Source organism: Acidimicrobiia bacterium, from assembly GCA_009694375.1.
Lineage (GTDB): Bacteria > Actinomycetota > Acidimicrobiia > Acidimicrobiales > VFJN01 > VFJN01.
Genome location: SHVB01000001.1, coordinates 25,897 through 47,276 on the forward strand (window position 1 = coordinate 25,897; position 21,380 = coordinate 47,276).

Here is a 21,380-nt window from a genome sequence, read left to right on the forward strand (position 1 = left end):
GGGGCCACACGGGAGGAGCATCCCGCTCTTTGGAAACGGCGGCGGCGGACGAGCCCGAAGCCGCCGCCTTCGGAACCAAGAGTGGGGCACGCGGTATCGGAGACGGATCCGATCCGACTACTTCGTGAGCCGCAGGGGGTTGCCTTCGATCCGGGCCGTCCACGTGGTGGCGTCGGTCGCATCGTTCTCGAAGTCGTATTTGATCCCCCACCAGCAGGAGTTGGCGGTCGTCTCTGGGTCTACCCCCATGGTGCAGGTGTAGGTGGTGGGGATCGTGATGCGGATCTGCAACCATTCGCCGTTGAATTTCCGGTCGTCGGTGCGCACCATGCACTTGGAGTTGTCGTCGGAAGCCTGCGGTGCCACCACCTGGGTGCCGGTCCCTCCACCATCCGAATTGTTCTGCGCAGAGTTTGGGTAGGGCGATGCGGTGTATTTGCAGGTTGCGGCCGGCACGTGGACGGTGGGTTTGGGCGCCGAGGTCGCGGGCTTCATCACATAGAGATCGGCGTCACCGTTCACATCACCAGCATCGTAAAGATTGACCACCAGAACTCGACCGTTGTATTGCTGGCCCACCTCAGCAAGGTAGAAGGTGGATTCGCCCTCCGTAACGTTGTTAAAGATGGCCATCTCAGAGATTGCGGCCAGCGCTGGCTGCAATGCAGTGTCACAATTGCCCTGTGCACAAGCCTGCACGGCGTAACCGTTCAGACCGGAACCGGTAGTACCATTGGTGCGAACGTTGAGGAGATACGTCTCTCCCGACGAAACCCCGTTGAGCGTGCACAAGGTGTTCCACTGCCCCCTGAAGCCCGACTCCGAGCCGAGTTTCCAGTGACAACTACCCTCGGTTGTGTCGCCAGGGCTCGACCCCACCCGGCTGCGCACTGAAAAATCAAGAGCGTTGTTCTGCTTATACATCGTGTATTCCGTCTCGAAGGCCCCATTGACCGCCGCATTCGAAACATTGCTCGATGCATCCCCCGCCAGTGTGGAGAGGCTTCCCGACGGGTTGTTGCTCCCATCAAACACCGACACAACAATCGCGCCGCTCAAGCCAGTAGGAATTTTGATCGAGTACCAATAACCCCTGTTTTGATCGCTCGAAGGGCGATACATCAGATTGTCCCCACTGGTGCAGTTGGCGGTGATGTAGCAGCGAACTGAGTAGGCATCCCCATTTGGGGCCACCGTGCCCGGACCCTCAACGAGTGCCCAGAAACCAGGGCTGCGGGTGGAAGCGATCGGATTCGTACCGGGTATGGGCGGATGTTGGGTAGTGACGATGGTGGCGGCGACAGGGTTAGTGGTGATGATGGTGGCCGTCACCAACCAATTACACAACCTGTTACCGTCACTGGCTTTCCCAGCGACGGCCTTATCGGCGTTGCCGCCTCCGTCTTTGAGAAGTTGATAATCACTCGAACCGGAACCCTTGAACCATCCCGACCCAGCCGTCACGCCACTCCCCCGCAGGTGGGTGTCGTTCGGCTCGTAACCAGTGCGGCACTTCGCATTCGTCGGCGCTTGGGTGGCATATACCGAGGGCAGCGACGAAAGAATAGTGGTCCATTTCGTCCAACTACATTTCGTGGTCGGTGCGCCGCTCGTCGAACTGCTGTAAGTGGGGACAGTCGCGATCACTTTCCACTGGTCCTGTGTGGTGTTCCCGCCGTCTGTCTTCACGGCGCAGGGGGACGAGAGCGGCGGTCGGGTCGTATAGTCCGACGGGGGAAACGAGTTAGATCCGGCCCCGGAGCCAGTGGTGGGCGATCCGACGGGCACGACGTTCCACTTACACTGAGAGGCCCCGGATGTCCAGCCGGTGGCGTCGAAGGACCCACTGGCCGGCCATGTGCCGAGATTCTGGCTGGAACTTGTCCCAATGTTGCACGGACGAGTCGAGGGGGCCACCGTGGCGTAGGTGGTCGGGGTCTGCACGGAGTACGTGTCGGGTTGGGGGATATCAGGCTGCGCCGTCTTTGTTTGATCACCTCCGAAGTAGTGCAGGGGACTCCCCATCGGTATCGGGAGGTGGAATACGGCTTCGGAGGTACGGACGATCGTCTGCTTGCCTCGAAAAACCTGCGAAAAATATCGATCCACGTCGGTATCAGTCAATGTGACGATGAGCGAGTTCTCGTCGGCTCCCTGCACGGCGGTCACCAACAGGCTGTCGATTCCGTCCTCCAGACCGTTTTGCTTCAGAATGGCGTCAACCACTGTGTCGGCCCTGGCGAGGTCGGGCATATACGGCGAGCCCGCCAGGGCCGCTGCGTCGGCGGCGGTTTGAAGGGTATTAGCCCTCGCATACCAACTGGCGAGATCCACCCCAAAGGCTGCGAAAATCATCATCGGGACCAGCAGCAATGACGTTAAGATCAGGGCGAGTCCCATCTCACCCACACCCCATTGGCGTTTCGGTTTGGTCATCGAGCGGTCGTCCATCGTCCTAACCATCTATATCCGGTTGAAGGCGGAACACGTTCTGGTGTGTAAAGGTAAGGCTGTTGAACAACAACCCCGTCTTGGCCGCGTAGGTGGTTCTGATGTAGAGCCCCAGCGAGTCGGGCGTGCCAGCCAGGCTGTCAACTCGGGTGGTTCCCGACCAGTAGTCGTCGGCGGCACCAAGGGACGTGCTACTGGTCACGCTTCGCACGGTGCCGCCCGTGTAGGTGTTGCAGGAGGCGGACACACCGGTCTGTACTTGTGATCCAACCGCCTGAATGCAGTTAGCCGGCACCGTGCCGCTGGCGGCGGTGGACTTATAGATCACCACTCGGTCAAGGTTGGCGAGAGCCTCGCTGGACAGGGCCGCTCGCAACGCTACGAGAATGGTGCGGTCGGCGTTGGCGTTGGCCCCCACGCTGGCACCCACTCGAGTAGCCGTTGCCACGGCTGATTGAACCCGGCTCTTGGCGGTCCACGCCAAACCCATCTCAACCGTCCCAAACACCATGAGGCAAAGAAAAGGCACGACCAGAGCGAACTCAAGCAGCACAGCACCCCGGTCATTGCGTCGGCGGGCTCGGCGGGCGGTCCTACCCATCAGTTGGCGTCCTCTACGGAATAGATCCGAGGCTCAAGCAGGACAACGGCGCTGCCAGTGATCGTCTTGGTGGTGCCGAAAAACCCGGTGTAGTAGTGGTGAGTGGACCCGATGGCCACCCCGAGGAAATCGGCGTATATCGGGTTGCCGGTCGCGTCGCGCGGGGAGATCGCCACCTTGCGATTGGTGGCCGCCCATTTGCAGTCCACTTTGTTAGCCGCCGCTGCGTCGGATGGGCCGCTGCATCCGAAGTAGTAGGGGGCGGACTGCGCGGCGGCTCCCCTCGCCATGTCCAACGCTCCACCGGGGAGGCCGGGCTTCACGTACACATTGCACGCCCCGGCCGAACTCGTGCCGCCGTCGTACACGCCTCGTGAAGAAGTGTTGACTGCGCCTCCCGCAACCTGGTTCACACAGGCGTCCGGAACGGCCTCACCCGTAGCGAGGGCCTTCCAGATAATGATGTACTCCATTTCATCCGTGGGAATCCCAAAGGTCTCTGCGGACATGCTCGCTAAGATGGACTGATCGGCCAAGGCGTCATTGCCGGCGATACCCGCAGTACGGGCCCCCATCGCCGCGGAGTGGGACGCCGAGGAGTGCGACTTCATCAGCCCACCCATCTCGATCACCCCGAAAAGCAGAACCATCAACAGCGGACCGACCAGCGCCATCTCTACCGCCGAGACCCCGCGATCGGGTGCCGCCCCCGACCGGTTGCTCGCCCAACGGAGCCCACGAGGCCTCCATGCGCTCCAACGTGATAGCGGGTTCGGCACCCTCGGCCTCCTCAACACGGCACCGCCCCAAAGCGGCACGCCATCGAATTTGTCCTCTAGAACTACAGAAAACCGTACCGATGGCGGTAGGGCTGCGCATGAGTCAAAAAGACCTATTCTCCGGCAGATCCCTCGGGATTGGGCGCGCCGAAGCTACGGGGGCGGGCCCTCGGGCCGGAGTGGCTAGGACAATGCGTCCCGGGAGCTACTCGACGAGAAGAATATCGACGAGTTTGCGGCCCTTCCGGCGGCCGAACTTCACCTTGCCATCAGCCATGGCAAAGAGGGTGTCGTCGCCACCCTTACCCACGTTCTCGCCGGGGTGAAACTTCGTTCCACGCTGGCGCACGATGATCGTGCCCGCGGTTACCGCCGTGCCGTCGTAGCACTTCACGCCGAGGCGCTGTGCGTTGGAATCGCGCCCGTTCCGGGTGGAACCGCCGCCTTTGGTCTTAGACATCTGGTGCTCCTCAGCCCGTAGAGATGCCGGTGATCTCGACGGCGTCGTAGTGCTGACGATGACCCCAACGCTTGCGCTGGTTGCTCTTGTTCTTGTACTTGAAACCCGTGATCTTGGGGCCCTTAGCTTCGCCCACCACCTTGGCGGTAACCGACGCACCGGCCAACTCACTGGGCGTGGCGAGAACCGTGTCACCGTCAACGACCAACACGGGAGTGAGAATGAGGTCGTCGCCCACTTCCTTGCCCAGTTTCTCGACATTGAGAACTTGGCCAGCCTCGACCCTCTCCTGCTTGCCACCGGTCTTGATCACTGCGTACATGCGACTTCTTCCTTGCGTGGGACATCCGAGCCTACCGCGGGAGCCACCAAACGCTCAATCCGGGGGGAGAAGTTGGGGGTCGATCACCAAACCGCGCCCATCGCAGTGCGGACAGTGGCCCGCGAATGACTCCAGCAGACCCTCCCCGATCCGCTTTCTCGTCATCTCGCAGAGCCCCAGGTCCGAGATTTCAAACACCTGGGTGCGGGTCTTATCACGGGCCAACGCCTCCCGGAACACCCGGATCACTTCGCTGCGGTTGGGACGGATCTCCATGTCGATGAAATCCACCACGATGATTCCTCCCACGTCCCGCAGCCGCAGCTGACGCGCGATCTCCTCGGCCGCCTCGAGGTTGTTGCGGAACACCGTTTCCTCGAGATTCGAGGTGCCCACATTCTTTCCTGTATTCACATCGATCACGGTGAGGGCCTCGGTGTGCTCGATGATCAGTGACCCTCCCGACGGAAGCCACACCTTGCGATCCAGAGCCTTGTGTAACTGCTCATGAATCTGGAAACGCTCGTACAGCGGAAGCGCCTCCACCTCCGTATCGAAGTACTCAACCCGGTCAGCCACCTCCGGACTAATCGATCCCACGTAGTCACGTACGGACTCGTAGAGATCCCTGTCATCGATCACCACCCCGCGGTAATCATTAGTGAATTCCTCCCGAATAACCCGCAAGGCCATGTCGGGTTCGCGGTACAGCAGGGCCGGGGCCTGGCTTCGTTTCGCCAGCGCGGTGATCTGGTTCCACTGGTCAACCAGCCGAAGAACGTCCTGTTCAACCTCCTGATCGGTCACACCCTCTGCGGCCGTTCGCACAATCACTCCGTGCTCCGCTGGCTTTACCCGATCCAGGATCGAACGCAAACGCTTGCGCTCGTTATCCGACACTCGCTTCGAAATGCCATAGGTGGAACTGTTGGGGATCAGCACCACGAAGCGGCCGGGAAGGGAAACCTCCTGGGTGAGACGCGCCCCCTTTGCTCCAATCGGGTTCTTCGTAACCTGACAAATGATCGTCTGCTTGGCCTTCAGCATCTGCTCGATGCGCATGTTGTTGCTCTTCCGCGCTTTGCCGCCCTCTACCTCGTCGGCATCAACCTGCACGTCGCCTCGATACAACACCGCGTTCTTCGGCGTGGCGATATCCACGAAGGCTGCCTCCATGCCTGGGAGTACAGTCTGTACTTTTCCCAGATAAATGTTCCCGTGTATCTGGCCAATGTCATCGGTCGGCCGAGACACGTAGTGCTCGATGAGGTTCCGGCCCTCCAGCACCGAGATCTGCGTAGCTCCCTCAGCTACATGCACGCACATGAGGTACCGCCCGACCGGTCGGCCATTACGCTCTCGGCCGCGGCGGGCTTCAAGGATGTCATCGCCGAGGTGGATGCCGCCGGTGGGCAGCACCGCCTCGATCGGTGAACCACCCCGTCCACCGCCGCGGTTACCACCGCCGCCCTGGCCTGAGCGGCCCCCACTGGCCCCTCCCCCGCTTGACCGACCACCACCGCCAGCACCGCCAGCACCGCCAGCACCGCGGCCACGACCCCCCCGACGGCGCTTCCGCTTCGGGGCCTCCCCCCCAGCGGGAGCCGGAGCGGGGGCCCCCGGCAACGGTCGCGAATCACCGATCTGCGGTTTACGCACCTCGGCGGAGTCGCCCTCCTGACGGCGCACCAACGAGGCATCAGCCGCTTCCGGGGAACTGGGACGTCCCTCGTGAGGCAAATCAGGTAGGTCGGGGTTCAGATGATCATCGCTGGCTACCGCATCGTCAGGGCTCGACCGCGTGCGGCTGCGTCCCCCCCGCGACCCACGGCGTCGCGGGCTGCCCGGCGAGGATGTATCCCCACCGCTCGCTCGAACATCTCCCGACGAGGGGCGATCAGGCGGAGGAGAGACGGCGGGCAGGCGGCCAGGATCCGACGGCGTTGTGCCGCCGGAGTTGCCAGTGGGGAGATCGGTCATCGGGGGAATCCCTTCTTGTCACACACGCGCTCCCGCGTGCGGGGTCGGCGTCGCGCCGCGCGAACTGAAGTCCCCGAAAGGAATCGGTTCGCGGCGGGCGCCGTCGACCAGCGTCCATTGGTGAGTACGTAACACTCGGCCCTCACCCCAGGTGGGATCGATGGCTCGAAGAAGTTCGGCCGGGCGAAGGCTGCGCGGCTGGGAAGCCAACTCGGCCTCCAACACCACATCATCTTGGCTGAGCGCCAGAATGGCCGGCCGCGCGTCCAGGGTAATTTTGTTGCCCTTTCGCTCCACCACAATCGGCAACTCGTCGGCCCCCATCACTCGGGCGAGGCCCTCAGCAACCTCATCGGCTTCGATGTCGGCAAGGGCAATACGCCAACTCGAACTGGTAACGGCCTGCTGAAGGGAAAGGATGCCCGGCTCAATTGGAATAGCAATCTGCGCCTCCATGCCACTCGGCAGAGACGGATTCACGATTCCAGGGAGTTCCACCGGATCAACATCCTGTGCGAGGTCGATGTCCAGGTACTCCCCCAGGCTCTCGTGCCCGGTAGACAACGCCAAACCAAAACTCAGGCGCGGACGGGGGGAGAAGCCCTCGCTGTAGGCCACCTGGACCCCCGAGCGACGCAAACTCCGTTCCCAGATACGAGCCAGGTCGCGATGAGATAGGAAGCGGATTTTTCCAAGTTTCGTGAACCGAACGCGCTGCTGGATCTTCATACCGGGACCTGAACCGATCTTCGGGATCCTAAGACCACGGGAACCTCAGTCCCCCACAGCAAGTTCTGGCCGGTGCCCTGGCTTCCACCGGCCGGCGGCACCGCCGAGGCCACCACATGCTCGATGCTGTAACCGGTACAGGCTCCGCAGTCGTAACAAGGTGTCCAGCGGCAGTCCTCCAACCCCAGTTCATCAAGGGAATCTCGCCAGTCCTGCCAGAGGAAATCCTTGTGCAGTCCCGCCGAGAGGTGATCCCACGGGAGCACTTCGTGCTCGGTGCGATGGCGATGGCAATACCAATCCATGTCGAGGCCATGGGCCTCCATGGCGGCTTCCCATAGATCCAGTCGGAAATGCTCGCTCCACTCCTGAAATGTGCCCCCGGCCCTCCACACGTGCTCGATCACCGGGCCCAAACGCCGATCCCCGCGGCTCACCAGACCCTCTACGAGACTGGCGCGGGTGTCGTGCCACTTCAACTGCACACCCTTGGCCTTGCGCGCCGCATCTCTCAGAAGGTTGACCTTGCGGCGCAGTTCCTCCTCGGTGTTCATACCAAACCATTGAAAGGGCGTGAATGCCTTCGGCACAAACCCGCCGACGCTCACCGTAACGGAACCGTTATGCCCCTTCTCCTTCGCCAACTGCAGGCAACGACTCGCCAACTCGACGATTCCCAACGTGTCTTCGTCGGTCTCGGTGGGCAGTCCCACAAGGAAGTAGAGCTTCACCCGGCGCCAACCCTGACTAAAGGCTGAGTCCACCGCGGCGTAGAGATCTTCTTCCGTGATCAACTTGTTGATCACCTGACGCATCCGCCAAGAACCTGCCTCAGGGGCAAAAGTGAGGCCGGTGCGGCGCGCCTTTTGGATCTGGGCCGCCACCCCCACCGTGAAGGCATCCACCCGCAGGCTCGGGAGGCTCACCGACACATTCCCACAGCCCACCGAATCATCCATGGCCGACGTCACCACGTCTTCGATACCAGAGAAATCGGCGGTGGATAGGCTGGTGAGAGCTACCTCGTCGTAGCCCGTGCGGCGGATGCCCTGCTGCACCATCTCACGCACCTGATCGGCGGGGCGCTCCCGCACCGGGCGCGTAATCATCCCGGCCTGACAGAACCGACAGCCCCGGGTGCACCCCCGGAAAACCTCCACGTTGAGGCGGTCGTGCACCACCTCGGTGAGGGGCACGATCTGTTGTTTCGGGTACGGCCAATCAGCCAGATCGGCGATGGTGCGCTTTTCCACAACGGCGGGAGCGGCCGCATCGATCGGGGCCGTGACTTCCAGGCAGCCGTCGGGCAGGTAGCACGGCTCATAGAGGGCAGGGACGTACACGCCCTCAATCCCCGCGAGGGCACGGAGCACATCGATACGGGCCGTCCGGCCACCGGCGATCCATGCCGCCACGACGGCGTTGATCTCCCCCACCACCTCCTCGCCATCGCCGAGCACCACAAAATCGAGGAAGTCGGCCAGCGGCTCGGGGTTATACGTGGCATGGCCACCGGCCCCGATGAGGGGATGCTCAACCCGTCGATCCTCCGACCGCACCGGCACCCCCGCGAGATCGATGCAGTTGAGCACGTTCGTGTACACCAACTCGGCCGACAAATTGAAGGCGATCACATCGAACTCGTCGGCGCTGCGGTGGGTATCTACGGAAAAGAGGGGAATGTTCTCCCGTCGCAACACCTCCTCGAGGTCTGTCCAGGGGGCATAGGACCGCTCGGCGCGGGCATCCGGCCGCTCGTTGAGGATCTCGTAGAGGATCTGTAGGCCCTGATTAGGGAGACCGATCTCGTAGGTGTCGGGGTACACCAACAACCACCCGACCCGGTGCGGGGCGGGCGGCGGAACCTCAGCACAGAGCTCGCAGCCGATGTAGCGCGCCGGCTTCTGGACCGAGGCGAGGTGCGGCTCCAGGCGAGCCCATACATCTACCATCGTGCCCCCCAGGCTACCGGACCACCCCCGCCGAGCCGACATTCCAGGTCAGCGGGGTGGGTGGGAGTCCGATAAGGGCTGACGACGCTCAATCGGGGTCGTCGAGCACGGCCGCCAGGGCGTGCTGGCCCAGCGGTATGACCCGGTCGTCGCCGCCGAGATGGGCGATGGCCAGGGCAAGAGCCCAGCCCTTAGCCCGGCGCCAGGTGTCCTCATCCACGCCGCCGTAGGCCGAGCGGAACGCGTCGCGCACTGACGCCGGCAGCCAGAACCATGCCACGGAGAGGTCCACCGCCGGGTCTCCCGCCGTCATGTCGCCGAAGTCGACCACCGCCGCGAGCCTGCCTTCGTGCACGATGATGTTGCGCGGGTGGAGATCCCCGTGGAGCCAGACCTTGGGCCCGGGCCACTCGGGCGTGGCAACCAGGGGTGCCCAGCGCTCCTCGATCTGCGCTCGATCGACGGCATCGCCCGCTTCGTCGAGGCCCTCGACGAAGCGGGCGGCCCGGCCGGCGAGCGGAACCCCCCGGTACGGGTTCGGCGGCGCATCACCCGGAGCCGGCTGGTGGAGGGCCACGAGAAAGGCGGCGAACCGCTCCGCGGTGTCGGTCCAGTCGGTGGGTTCGGCCCGAGCGGCCTCGTCGCCGCGGAACCACGGGACGATTGCCCATGGCCACGGGTAGCCGGGGCCGGGTTCGCCGACGAACACCGGAGCCGGGACCGGCAAGGGCAAGTGGTGGCTGAGCTCGGCGAGCCACCGCTGCTCGTTGGCGGCGAGGACCACTGCGACGGCTCTCCGGGGAAGGCGCGTTGCGAGGTCGGCGCCCACCCGGAAGACCACGTTGTCCCACCCTGAGGCCACCTCGCGGATCTCGAGATCGGCCAGGTCAGGGCGCTGGGACGCTAGCAACGAACGGACCAGCGCGACGCTCACCTCGATCTCCGCGTCGGGTGCCGCCACGCGCCGATTCTCGCGCGGAACTCCCCCGATCTCACGCCTCTGATCCCTATCCCTGTCTGATCCCCACGAACCCGAGCGCGAACCACCCGAGTCCCCCCGGGGGCAGACCCCGGGGGGTTAGTTGAAACGGCGCATGTGGACGTTCATGACGAGACCCACGGCGACGAAAGCCGTGAGGGTGCTCGATCCGCCGTAGCTCATGAACGGCAAGGGGATTCCGGTGACCGGCATGATCCCCATAGTCATCCCCACGTTCTCGAACACCTGAAACACAAACATCGACAGTACGCCGACGCAGATCAGGGTGCCGAGGGGATCACGCGCCAACTGGGCCGCCCGCCAGATGCGCCAGGCCATCACCCCGAGTAGGGCCAGCAGGGTACCCGAGCCGGCAAAGCCCAACTCCTCCCCCACCGCTGTGAAGATGAAGTCGGTGTGCTGTTCGGGCACGATGCCCAACCGCGTCTGGGTTCCCTGGCCGAGACCGGCGCCCAGCCAGCCGCCCGACCCGATCGCCACTTTGGCTTGGTCCTGGTTGTACGACGCGTCGCGCTCGATACACACCCGGCTCTCTGTCTCCAGAAAGGAAGTGAAACGGCACTTCTGATACTCCTGGAGCATCCCCGAGTTCAGCACGACGGCCACGCCTGCGATGCCCAACAGCGTGAGCGCAGCAATGTGCCGGCTCTGCACACCGCCAATCAGGAGCATCCCCATCGTGATGGCCACAAATACCAGGGCCGTCCCGAGGTCGGGTTGCAACATGATCAAGGCCATTGGCAGGCCCGGGACTGCCAACACCATGACCAATCGTTGAACATTCAACTCATATTTGAACTGCTCCAGCAGCGAAGCCAGCATCACGATCACCACGATCTTGGCCGGCTCGGAGGGTTGCAACTGGAACGGCCCGAGTTGGAACCATGCCTGCGTGCCCTTGCTCTCGCTTCCCAAACCCGAGACGACCAGCAACAACAACAGCGACACCACGCCATAGGCCACCGGCGCCCATTCCCGATAGCGGCGGTAGTCCACCGAGGCCACCACCGCCATCAGCACAATCCCGATGCCTATGAAGAGCACCTGCTTCGCCACGAACGCAGTGTCGAAGGCGGCAGGGTCGCTTCCCCGCGTGGAACTGAAGACCATGAGACAACCCAGAACACACACGGCCAGCACACAACCCAGCAGCAACAAGTCGATGTGGCGCCAAGGAGCTGACGGGTTACGGGAGAGCCGACCGGCCGCTCCCGGGGCGACCTGATTGCGGGATGAGAAATTGGTGGGGGCGGCCATCAGTCGCGCACGTCACCCGGTTCGGGAGCCAGCGTCGCCAGATCATCGAGTTTGCCGCCCGGGGGAGCTGGAACCAGCGGAATGGCGCCGGACAGCACGTCGTAGAGCCGACGTGCAATGGGGGCGGCGGTGGTACCGCCATAGCCCGCCTCCTGGAGGAGCACCGACATTGCGTACTGCGGATTGCCAGCGGGGGCGAACGAACCGAACACCGCAGTGGGTGCTTTCTTGGTCCCCACCTGAGCCGTTCCCGTCTTCGCCGCCACCGGGTAAGCCGCCGAATCGAAGCCGCTGAAGGCGCCGCTGGCGGTGCCACCCTCGCTGGTTGTCACTCCCTGCAGGCCATCAACGATGGCGGCGCGCCACTCAGGGAGCAGATCCACCCGGCTCAACTCTTTCGGCTCAATCGTCTCGATGACTTCACCAGTGACGCCGTCAAGGATCTGCTTCACAACGTGCGGAGTCCACACGATCCCGCCGTTCCCGATGGCGGCGTAGGAATTGGCGATCTGTAGGGGGGTGAGCAGGACCGACCCCTGCCCCACCGCCATGTTCACGTTGTCACCCGTGCGCCAGGTGTCCTCGAGGCAGTCCACTTCCTCACAGAACTTGGTGAGCCACAACGGAGAGGGAATCCGACCCGACTGTTCATAGGGGAGATCGATACCGGTGTCTTTGTAGAAACCCCAGCGCTCCAGGAGGCTCCGGAACATTTCTGGGCCTCCCAGGGCGTCCTGTTCCCGCCAGAATCGTGCCCCCAGGCCGTAGTAGAAAACGTCGGAGGACACCGTGAGGGAACGACTCAGGTTCACCGTGCCATAGGCCTTGCCGTTGTCGTTCTGGAAGGTGCAGGAGTCGCCAGAACAACCGGGCACATCAAACGACCCGGTGTCGTTGATGGTGGTTTGGGGGGTGAGAATCCCTGCCGACAACCCAGCCGCCGCAGTGAAGGGTTTCAGGGTAGAACCCGGCGCATACTGACCTTGGATGGCGTAGTTGTTCTGAGGCGCGAAGTTGGCCGGGTCGTCGAGGTAGGCAAACTCTGAGTCACTGATCCCGTCGATGAAATCGGCTGGGTTGTACGTGGGATAGGAAGCCATCGCCACCACCCCGCCGGTGCGCGCATCGAGCACCACGGTGGAACCCACCTGGGCTACTACAGCACCCTTACATCCAGCACAGGAGCGGCCCTGGGCAAAGGCCAGGCCAGTCTTGAGCGCCTGCTCGGCCTGGGCCTGCACGTCGATGTTCAGGTTGAGGACCACATCGTCGCCAGGAATCGGCGCCTCACCACCGATGTCACGAATCGGCTCGTTTTGGGCATCCACTTCAATCTCGCGAGTGCCAGGGGTTCCGCGTAGATACGCCTCGTACTGCAGTTCCAGGCCGGACTTCCCGATTTCGTCGTTCAGCGTGTACGGCTTATCGGAGTTCGCCATGCTCTCGAACTCGGTGTCGTTGATCTGGCCGGTGTAGCCGAGGACATGGGAAGCGAGGCTCCCGTAGGGGTATTGACGCACTGCGACACGCACCGCCGATACCCCCGGAAGTTCGGCGCCACGTTCATCCAACCAGATCTTCAAATCCTCGGGTACGTCCCTCGCTACCGGCACCGGCACATACGGGCTGTAGCGCTCGTTGGCCAGGTCGGTCTCAATGTCGGCCACCGTCTTCGCCTTCGAGGCACGAGAGAGCGCCTCGGCAAGAGCGGTGAGGACCCGCGTGCGCTCGTCCTCCTCTAGTTTGTCGAGCACGGTGCGGTCAATGGTGACCTGCACCGAGATGGCATTGTCGACGAGTACTTTGCCCGTTACGTCGAGGATGCGGCCGCGTGGCGCCCCCACCGGCACCACCCGCACCCGGTTGGCCTGGGCCACCACCTGGAACTCGTCGGTGACCATGACCTGGAGGTACCAGAGCCTGGCAAACAGCGATGCGAACAGAGCCACCACCACGATGCCCAGGATCGACAGGCGCATACCCGGAGTGTCTTTTTTCATCGGTACACCGACCGAACCCGCAAGCCCCCACCCGGAGCGGTGGCCCATCGCATCACGGGCACCACGATCGGCGCCGCGATGGCATTCCAGAGGGCCACCACAAGGGCGACCCTCAGCAGCGAGAGCGACACAAGATCCTGCCCCACCATGGTGTCGAACACGCCATACAGAATGACACCGATCCCGCTCGCCGCGGCCGCGGTCGCCACCGGTATCCACCAGGCCGCTCTGATGACCAAGTGCTGGAGGTGCCCCACGGCGTAGGCCATCAGAGCGAATGTGAGGGCCGACAGGCCCAGAGGCGTCGACAAGCCCAGGTCATAGATCAGGCCCACCACAAAGCCGATGGTGGCCCCTCGCTCCGGACCGGCGGTCATACCAGCCGCAATCGCAATAAGCAGCATCAGATCGCCATGCACGCCGAAGAGCTCGACACGAGGGGCGATAGCCAACTGGAACGTAAGGGCGACGACCATGACCAACGACAGCCGCGCCGCCACCAGAAAGGAATCGGAGGGTGTCACGGGCCGCCCGTCCAGAGCAGCACCGTTACGAAGGCCAACTTCTCGGTGTCGGCTAAAGGGCTGACCACCAGGTTGAGGGTGAGACCACCACCGGCCTCCTTGGTCTCCTTCAACCTGGCCACCGGGATGGTTTCCGGGAACACACTCTCATCGATGCCGCTGGTGGTCGTGGCGGCGCCAACTTCGGGGATATCCGTTCCGCCGGGGGCCAGACGGGTGTCCACAATGAGATCCTTGCCCCGACCCTGGCCGCGGGCGGTACCGGTAACCCCATTCAGGAAGCGGACACCCACGGCAAACTCGGGGTCGGTGATGAGTTGCACCGTGGTCCGATGGGCGTTGACCTGCACCACCTTGCCCACTAGCCCCGCGCCGTTCACCACCGGCATCCCCACCTTGATGCCATCACGCGAGCCCTTGCTGATGTCGATCGTCTCAGCGAAGTTCGAGACCGGTCCGGCCACCACGCGCGCCCGGACCGTTTCGATGGCGCCGATCCACTCGAGGTCGAGTTGGGCCGTGAGTTCGAGCATCTGCTGGGCGGCGGCGGCATTGAGTACGTCCTGCCCCTCCAACTCAGCCACGCGCTCACGCAGGCGGTCGTTCTCACTCTTGACATCCCCAAAGTCGGTGATGCCCCGCCAGGCGTTGGAAAAGGGAGCGCTTACCGTCTCTCCCACCCCCTTGAGTGGAGAAAACACCGATCCGGCGGCATCGCTAGCAGTGCGAACGAGGACGGAATCACGAAAGTCGAGCGTGAGCAAGGTGAGGGAGGTGAGCACGAGCAGGGCCAGGGTGAAGCGGGAACGGCCGCCGCGTCGACGGGAAACAGCCACGAACTAGGCGGAGATCAGTGGTTAGCGGACGAGAAGAGTACGCCCTTGAGGGCCTCGAACTCTTCCAGGGACTGGCCGGATCCGATAGCCACGGCGTGGAGTGGATCGGGGGCGATCAGGATCGGCATGCCCGTCTCGTGGTGAAGTCGGGCCTGGAGGCCGTGCAAGAGTGCTCCACCGCCGGCCAGGGTGATGCCCTTTTCCATGATGTCGGCGGCGAGTTCCGGGGGCGTTTTGTCGAGGGTGAACTTCACTGCGTCGACGATGGCCGAGACCGGCTCCCCCATGGCTTCACGAATCTCCTCGGTGGTAGTAACAACCGTCTTGGGCAAACCGGTGACGAGATCACGACCACGGATCTCAGCGTGGAGTTCCTCCTCAAGAGGCCAGGCCGACCCGAGAGCGATCTTCACTTCCTCCGCGGTGCGCTCGCCCACCGCAAGGCTGTATTCCTTCTTGATGAACTGGATGATCGAGTCGTCGAGTTCGTCGCCCCCCACGCGTACGGACTGGCTGGCCACGATGCCGCCCAGTGAGATCACCGCCACCTCAGTGGTGCCACCGCCGATGTCCACGATCATGTTGCCGGTGGGTTCCTGCACCGGGAGGCCCGCACCGATCGCGGCCGCCATGGGCTCTTCGATGATGTAGGCGGGCTTGCGGGCACCGGCATACTCGGCGGCTTCCATAACCGCCCGTTGCTCCACTCCGGTGATACCCGAGGGCACGCAGATCACCATGCGGGGCTTGCTCCAGCGCCGATTGTTGACCTTCTGGATGAAATACCGGAGCATCTTCTCGCACATCTCAAAGTCGGCGATCACGCCGTCTTTCAGCGGTCGAATGGCCTGGATGTGTGCCGGGGTGCGGCCGATCATCCGCTTGGCTTCAACCCCCACCGCAAGCGGTTGACCGTTGCGGACATTGATGGCCACCACCGACGGCTCGTTCAGCACGATGCCGCGCCCCCGTACGTACACGACGGTGTTCGCCGTGCCGAGATCGACCGCCATGTCGCGGCCCAAAATGGAGGAAAGAAGGTTCTCGGACATCGGGGCGGGACCCTCTCCGCTAGCTACCACGGACGTTGTGTGCATCGTACTCGCACAAGATTGCAACCGGAAGGTCAACCTTTAGTCGACCCTTCGCCTGCTGATCTCCGAGTCTAGGGCCTGCAACCGAATCGTAACAATCAGTGGCCCTGGGGGAACCACAAGGCGATTTCCCGGACGGCACTGTCGTGGCCGTCGGAGGCGTGAACAAGGTTCTCACTGGTGATGGTGGCGAAGTCGCCTCGAATGGTGCCCGGCTCAGCGTCGTCCACCTTGGTGGCCCCCACGATCTTGCGGACGAGGGAGAACGTGTTGTCGGCGGGACCCTCCAGGATCATGGCCAACACCGGCGAGCGAGTGAGGAAACTCACGAGCTCTCCGTAGAACGGCTTATCGGCATGCTCGGCGTAGTGCGCCTCGGCCAAAGCGACACTGGCGGTGCGCAACTCGGCGGCCCGCACGGTGAAACCCTTGCGCTCGAAGCGGGCGATGATTTCCCCCACGAGAGAGCGCTCAACGGCATCGGGCTTACACATAACAAAGGTCTGGTTCATGACGACCGAGCGTAGGAGGGCTCAGGTGTCCAAGACCAACCCGTGCACCCGGGCGGCCCGGCGGGCCGCGCCCACCGTGTAGAGCGACCCGGTGATGAGGACCACATCGGATACCGCCGCCGTCGCCAGAGCCAACGCGACGGCTTCCCCCACATCGGGCACCACCCGCGCCCGCCCTCCGAGACGCCTCACGACCGCCGCTAGGTCCGCCGCCGGAAGGGCTCGGGGCGAATCCGGGGTGCAGCACACCACCTCAACCGCGTCCTCCGCCCCCAATATCTCGAGCAATTCGCGAGGGTCGCGCCCGTCGAGCACGCCCACCACGAGGTATCGATCACCGCGCACCGCGAACCCACTGGCCAGCGCCTCGGCTACCGCCTGCGCGCCGCCGGGATTGTGGGCACCGTCGAGGATCACCAGCGGGTCGCGCTGTAGCACCTCGAACCGGCCTGGGTTGCGAACCGATGCAAAGGCTTCGGCCACCAGATCCCCGTCGAGGGGTCGGCCGAAAAATGCCTCGGTGGCGGCCAGAGCAAGGGACGCATTGTCGCCTTGGTGGGCACCATGTAGGGCGAGGAACACCTCGTCGTACCGCCCCCCCGGCGTGCGCAGATCAAGCATGCGCCCGCCCACCGCCAACGCGTTCCCGGTACAGGCAAAGTCCACGTCGCGGTACCAGGTGGCCTCTGCGGGGGTAGCGGCAAACACCGCCGCGAGAGCTGGATCGGTTTCGCCCACCACAAAAGTGGACCCCTCCTTCGCGATGCCCGCCTTCTCCTCGGCGAGCCGACCCCGCCAATCACCCCGACCATCGGTGTGATCACGGCCGATGTTCGTAAGCACCGCAACAACTCCGTCCACCACGTTGGTGGCATCCCAGCGCCCGAGTAATCCCACCTCCACCACTGCCGCCCCTACCGCTTCATCGGAGAACCAGCGAAAAGCCGCCGCCGTGAGCAGTTCGAAGTAGGACGGGCGATGCTGCAAAAGCGGCTCGACACGGGACAGATCGGTCAGCACCTCCGCCAGAGCTCTATCGGAGATCGCCACGCCATTGCGAGAGATGCGTTCGTTGATCGTCTCGAGGTGTGGGCTCGTGTAGGTGCCCACGGTGAGATCGTGGGCGCCGAGCAGGGCGGTGACGAGTCGGGCCACCGAGCCTTTCCCATTGGTACCGGTGATGTGGATGGTGGACTGCTGGCGCTGGGGGTCGCCGAGGACAGCGCACAGCTCCCGCATCTGATCCAGCTTCAGACCCTCAACGCGACCGGCCACGGCCGGGCTTGTCTCGAGATTGATGTGCTGGCCCAACCAGGCCAACACCTCGGGGAGGTTCAGGAGGCTGCTCGCCGCGGGCGCTGCTGGGTTGGCGCGTCCTTGCGCTTCACCAGAGTGGGGTTGACCTTATCCAGCACGACATCGCGGTCGATGACGCACTTCTGCACGTCGGTGCGGGAGGGGAGGTCGTACATCACATTGAGGAGCACCTCTTCGAGGATGGCCCGAAGGCCACGAGCACCCGTGCCGCGCAGCAGGGCCTGATCGGCCACCGCGTCGAGGGCATCGTCGGAGAACTCCAATTCGACGTCTTCCAACTCGAAGAACTTCTGGTACTGCCTCACCAGGGCGTTCTTGGGCTCCACCAGGATCCGGACCAAGGCCTCCCGGTCGAGTGGCGCCACCGCGCTGAGTACCGGCAGGCGGCCGATGAACTCGGGGATGAGACCGAACTTGATGAGGTCCTCGGGAAGCACACTGGCCAGCGCCGCCCCCGGGTGCTTTTCCTCATGCTTGCGGATGTCGGAGGTGAAGCCGATGCCATTGGAACCAAGACGACCCTCAATGATCTTTTCGATCCCAGCAAACGCTCCGCCGCAGATAAAGAGCACGTTGGTGGTGTCGATCTGGATGAACTCTTGGTGGGGGTGCTTGCGGCCCCCTTGCGGCGGAACCGACGCGGTGGTCCCCTCCAAGATCTTGAGGAGAGCCTGCTGCACACCTTCGCCCGACACATCGCGGGTGATCGACGGGTTCTCGCTCTTGCGGGCGACCTTGTCGATTTCGTCGATGTAGATAATCCCTGTCTCGGCCTTCTTCACGTCGTAGTCGGCGGCTTGAATGAGCTTGAGGAGGATGTTCTCCACGTCTTCTCCGACGTACCCCGCCTCGGTCAGAGCGGTGGCATCGGCGATGGCGAAGGGCACGTTCAGCATGCGAGCGAGCGTCTGGGCCAGGAGGGTCTTTCCGCAACCGGTGGGACCGAGCAAGAGAATGTTCGACTTCGCCAGTTCCACCTCTTCGTGGTGGCTGGCACCGAACTGAACTCGCTTGTAGTGGTTGTAGACCGCCACCGCGAGGATCTTCTTGGCGTGGTCCTGACCGATGATGTAGTCGTTCAGGAACTCGTAGATCTCCTGGGGCTTGGGGAGTTCATCGAAGCGCATCTCCGATGTCTCGGAAAGCTCCTCCTCGATGATTTCGTTGCACAGATCGATGCACTCATCGCAGATGTAGACCCCCGGGCCGGCGATCAACTTCTTCACCTGCTTCTGAGACTTACCGCAGAACGAGCACTTGAGAAGCTCGCCCCCATCCCCGAATTTGGCCACGTTGCTGACCCCCGTTTGCCTCTCGTACCTGCTGGTTAGCTAGCCCGAGTGATCGGGCCAGCATTGTCGGCCAAGGTTCGGGCCGTGATGACTTCGTCGATGATGCCGTACGCGAGCGCCTCATCGGCGGACATCACGAAATCTCGCTCCGTATCCTGGTGGATCTTCTCGGAGTCTTGGCCGGTATGGTCGGCCAGTAACTCGTCGAGTTGGATGCGCATCCGGAGAATCTCACGGGCCGCCAGCTCCACATCAGTGGCCTGCCCGCCGGCTTGGCCCCACGGTTGGTGGAGTAGCACCCGGGAATGGGGAAGGGCCAGCCGCTTGCCCTTGGTGCCGGCGGCGAGGAGCACGGCGGCCGCACTAGCAGCCTGCCCGAAACAGATCGTGCTGATGTCGGGCTTCACGAAACTCATCGTGTCGTAGATGGCAAACAACGCTGTGATGTCGCCACCGGGGCTATTGATGTAGATGTTGATGTCGCGGTCGGGGTTCTCCGACTCGAGGTGAAGCAACTGAGCGCAGATCAAGTTGGCGATCGTGTCGTCGATGGGCGTGCCCAAAAAAATGATGCCGTCTTTGAGGAGTCGGCTGTAGAGGTCATAGGCCCGCTCGCCGCGGTTGGTCGACTCAACGACCGTGGGAACGAGGTAGTTCCGGATCACCGTTTCGTGCTGCCCGATGATGTCCATCAGTCTTGGTCGTCCGTTTCGTCGGCGACCTCGTCGGTCGCGGTGAGGGGGATTTCGTTGGTATCGGCTTCTTCAGGTGGGATCTCAAGCTCACTACGCTCGATTTTGACACCCTCGGGGTCGAGAAGTTCGACCTTTTCGAGTAGCCACTCCAGCGCTTTGCGCTTCTTGATGTCTGAGCGTACCGCCGAGATCTGCCCCACGCTCTCGAAGCGCTCGCGCACCTCATCAACACTCTGGCCTACCCGCTCAGCCACCTCTTCGAGTTCGGTGAGGAGGTCCTCATCGGTGCAGTCGATTCCCTCGGCTACCGCTACCGCTCGCAGCGCCAGGTCCACTTTTACCCCGGAGGTGGCGGTGTCGCGAAGTTCCTGGCTGAACTGCTCCGGGTCGGTGCCGGTCATCTGCAAGTACTGGTCAAGTTGCATGCCCTGGGCTTGTAAGCGCATGGCGAGGTCTTGGAAACGCTCCTGCATCTCGTGGTTCACCATTGCTTCGGGCAGGTCGTCGGTGACCAGCGCCGCGAGGGCTTCGCCGGTCTTTTCGCGCAGAGCCATCTGGGCTTGGGCGGTCCGGACCCGCGTCATGCGGTCGATGAGGCTGGCCCGGAGTTCGTCGAGCGTTTCGAACTCGGATGCCATGGCAGCCCAGGCATCGTCGAGGTCGGGAAGAACCTTCTCCCGCACGTCCTTGAGAGCAAGTTCAAAGAGCAGTTCGCGCCCTTCGTCGGGATCGGGGTGGGTGGCCGCGAAGGCGAGCGCCGCACCGGCGGTGGCCCCGAGGAGGTTCTCGTCAACCTCCGGGCTGATCGCTCCCGAGCCCACCGTGTAGTTGTAATCGTCGGCGGTGAGCCCCGATTGAGCCTCGCCATCCAGGGTGCCGGCGATGTCGATGGTGACGGTGTCGCCGTCTTGCACCGGCCGATCAACCGACTCGAGGGTGCTGTTGCTCTCACGCATACGACCGAGTTGGGCGTTGATGGCGTCGTCGTCGGGGGCGGGACGTTCCAGCGTGACCGACAGCCCGCCATACCCGGGCACCTCGATGGAGGGCCGCACCTCCACGACGGCATCGAAGGCCACGTTGCCACCCTCGTGCCCGCCCGTCACATCAATCTCAGGAGGAGCGATGACATCGACGTCGTGTTCGATGACCGCGGCGCTGTAGTACTCCGGAAGGGAATCCTGCATCGCCTGCTCTCGGCCCACCAGCGGGCCAAGACGGGCTTCGAGGACCTTACGGGGGGCTTTACCGGGCCGGAAACCCGGGAGGCGCACCTCCTTGGCGATCTTTCGGAAGGCGACGGTGATGGCCTCTTCGAACTCGGCCGCCTCCACCTCAACGGACAACTTGACCTTGTTCCCCTCGAGGGGTGCGACGGTGCTCTTCATGTGGACCCCTACTGTATCGGCCGACGCGAGGGTCCCCGACATGCACCTGCCCTCCGAGGGCCTATCGTGCACCCCGTCACGGGGAGTAGCGCAGTGGTAGCGCACCTGCTTTGGGAGCAGGAGGTCGGGGGTTCAAATCCCCCCTCCCCGACCACTCTGACCAGGTGTTATACTGACTCAGCGAGCCGGCG

At 63.3% G+C, this 21,380-nt stretch carries 19 protein-coding genes and 1 tRNA gene; 1 reads left to right on the forward strand and 19 read right to left on the reverse strand.

The features are described from left to right. Positions 1–117: 117 nt before the first annotated feature. From EXQ71_00125 to tig, 19 genes are all read right to left on the reverse strand, one after another. Positions 118–2,463 carry a hypothetical protein gene (locus EXQ71_00125; protein MSO85914.1) on the reverse strand — a complete coding sequence of 782 codons (2,346 nt, stop codon included), beginning with the start codon at positions 2,461–2,463 and terminating at the stop codon, positions 118–120. Next, on the reverse strand, positions 2,456–3,052 hold the full coding sequence (locus tag EXQ71_00130; protein MSO85915.1) for a pilus assembly protein: 597 nt from the start codon (positions 3,050–3,052) through the stop codon (positions 2,456–2,458). The genes EXQ71_00125 and EXQ71_00130 overlap by 8 nt, the downstream gene beginning before the upstream one ends. Further along, on the reverse strand, positions 3,052–3,726 hold the full coding sequence (locus EXQ71_00135; protein MSO85916.1) for a hypothetical protein: 675 nt from the start codon (positions 3,724–3,726) through the stop codon (positions 3,052–3,054). Before EXQ71_00135 ends, EXQ71_00130 begins: the two co-directional genes overlap by 1 nt. A gap of 310 nt (positions 3,727–4,036) precedes the next feature. Next, positions 4,037–4,291: a 50S ribosomal protein L27 gene (locus tag EXQ71_00140; GenBank protein ID MSO85917.1), complete on the reverse strand. Its 255-nt coding sequence runs from the start codon at positions 4,289–4,291 to the stop codon at positions 4,037–4,039. Between the two features lie 10 nt (positions 4,292–4,301). Further along, positions 4,302–4,613 carry a 50S ribosomal protein L21 gene (gene rplU / locus EXQ71_00145; protein ID MSO85918.1) on the reverse strand — a complete coding sequence of 104 codons (312 nt, stop codon included), beginning with the start codon at positions 4,611–4,613 and terminating at the stop codon, positions 4,302–4,304. A 54-nt stretch (positions 4,614–4,667) separates the two neighbouring features. Further along, complete coding sequence (locus EXQ71_00150; protein MSO85919.1) at positions 4,668–6,593, reverse strand: Rne/Rng family ribonuclease; 1,926 nt, start codon at positions 6,591–6,593, stop codon at positions 4,668–4,670. 18 nt (positions 6,594–6,611) lie between these two features. Then, a complete protein-coding gene (locus EXQ71_00155; protein MSO85920.1) occupies positions 6,612–7,322 on the reverse strand; it encodes a DUF2344 domain-containing protein in 711 nt (236 codons plus the stop codon). Beyond that, complete coding sequence (locus EXQ71_00160; protein ID MSO85921.1) at positions 7,319–9,274, reverse strand: TIGR03960 family B12-binding radical SAM protein; 1,956 nt, start codon at positions 9,272–9,274, stop codon at positions 7,319–7,321. Before EXQ71_00160 ends, EXQ71_00155 begins: the two co-directional genes overlap by 4 nt. A gap of 88 nt (positions 9,275–9,362) precedes the next feature. Next, positions 9,363–10,196 (reverse strand): aminoglycoside phosphotransferase family protein, encoded by an 834-nt coding sequence (locus tag EXQ71_00165; protein ID MSO85922.1) that lies wholly within the window; start codon positions 10,194–10,196, stop codon positions 9,363–9,365. A gap of 156 nt (positions 10,197–10,352) precedes the next feature. Next, positions 10,353–11,531, reverse strand: a complete 1,179-nt coding sequence (gene rodA / locus EXQ71_00170) for a rod shape-determining protein RodA (protein ID MSO85923.1) — start codon at positions 11,529–11,531, stop codon at positions 10,353–10,355. Then, positions 11,531–13,579, reverse strand: coding sequence for a penicillin-binding protein 2 (gene mrdA, locus EXQ71_00175; GenBank protein ID MSO85924.1), 2,049 nt, complete (start codon positions 13,577–13,579; stop codon positions 11,531–11,533). Before mrdA ends, rodA begins: the two co-directional genes overlap by 1 nt. Next, positions 13,528–14,055, reverse strand: coding sequence for a rod shape-determining protein MreD (gene mreD / locus EXQ71_00180; GenBank protein ID MSO85925.1), 528 nt, complete (start codon positions 14,053–14,055; stop codon positions 13,528–13,530). Before mreD ends, mrdA begins: the two co-directional genes overlap by 52 nt. Further along, on the reverse strand, positions 14,052–14,891 hold the full coding sequence (locus EXQ71_00185) for a rod shape-determining protein MreC (GenBank protein MSO85926.1): 840 nt from the start codon (positions 14,889–14,891) through the stop codon (positions 14,052–14,054). The genes mreD and EXQ71_00185 overlap by 4 nt, the downstream gene beginning before the upstream one ends. Positions 14,892–14,905: 14 nt before the next feature. Next, positions 14,906–15,943, reverse strand: coding sequence for a rod shape-determining protein (locus tag EXQ71_00190; GenBank protein MSO85927.1), 1,038 nt, complete (start codon positions 15,941–15,943; stop codon positions 14,906–14,908). 140 nt (positions 15,944–16,083) lie between these two features. Next, positions 16,084–16,497 carry a nucleoside-diphosphate kinase gene (locus tag EXQ71_00195; protein ID MSO85928.1) on the reverse strand — a complete coding sequence of 138 codons (414 nt, stop codon included), beginning with the start codon at positions 16,495–16,497 and terminating at the stop codon, positions 16,084–16,086. A 21-nt stretch (positions 16,498–16,518) separates the two neighbouring features. Then, the gene (locus tag EXQ71_00200; protein MSO85929.1) at positions 16,519–17,820 is read right to left on the reverse strand and encodes a bifunctional folylpolyglutamate synthase/dihydrofolate synthase; all 1,302 of its coding nucleotides are present in this window, start codon (positions 17,818–17,820) and stop codon (positions 16,519–16,521) included. Positions 17,821–17,831: 11 nt separating this feature from the next. Continuing rightward, positions 17,832–19,106, reverse strand: a complete 1,275-nt coding sequence (gene clpX / locus EXQ71_00205) for an ATP-dependent Clp protease ATP-binding subunit ClpX (GenBank protein MSO85930.1) — start codon at positions 19,104–19,106, stop codon at positions 17,832–17,834. 35 nt (positions 19,107–19,141) lie between these two features. Then, entirely contained in the window at positions 19,142–19,798 is a 657-nt protein-coding gene (locus EXQ71_00210; GenBank protein ID MSO85931.1) for an ATP-dependent Clp protease proteolytic subunit, read from the reverse strand. Then, a complete protein-coding gene (gene tig / locus EXQ71_00215) occupies positions 19,798–21,231 on the reverse strand; it encodes a trigger factor (GenBank protein MSO85932.1) in 1,434 nt (477 codons plus the stop codon). Before tig ends, EXQ71_00210 begins: the two co-directional genes overlap by 1 nt. A gap of 37 nt (positions 21,232–21,268) precedes the next feature. On the opposite strand from tig, the gene EXQ71_00220 reads away from it, so the two are divergent. Further along, positions 21,269–21,343: transfer RNA gene (locus EXQ71_00220), tRNA-Pro, on the forward strand. Positions 21,344–21,380 lie beyond the last annotated feature (37 nt).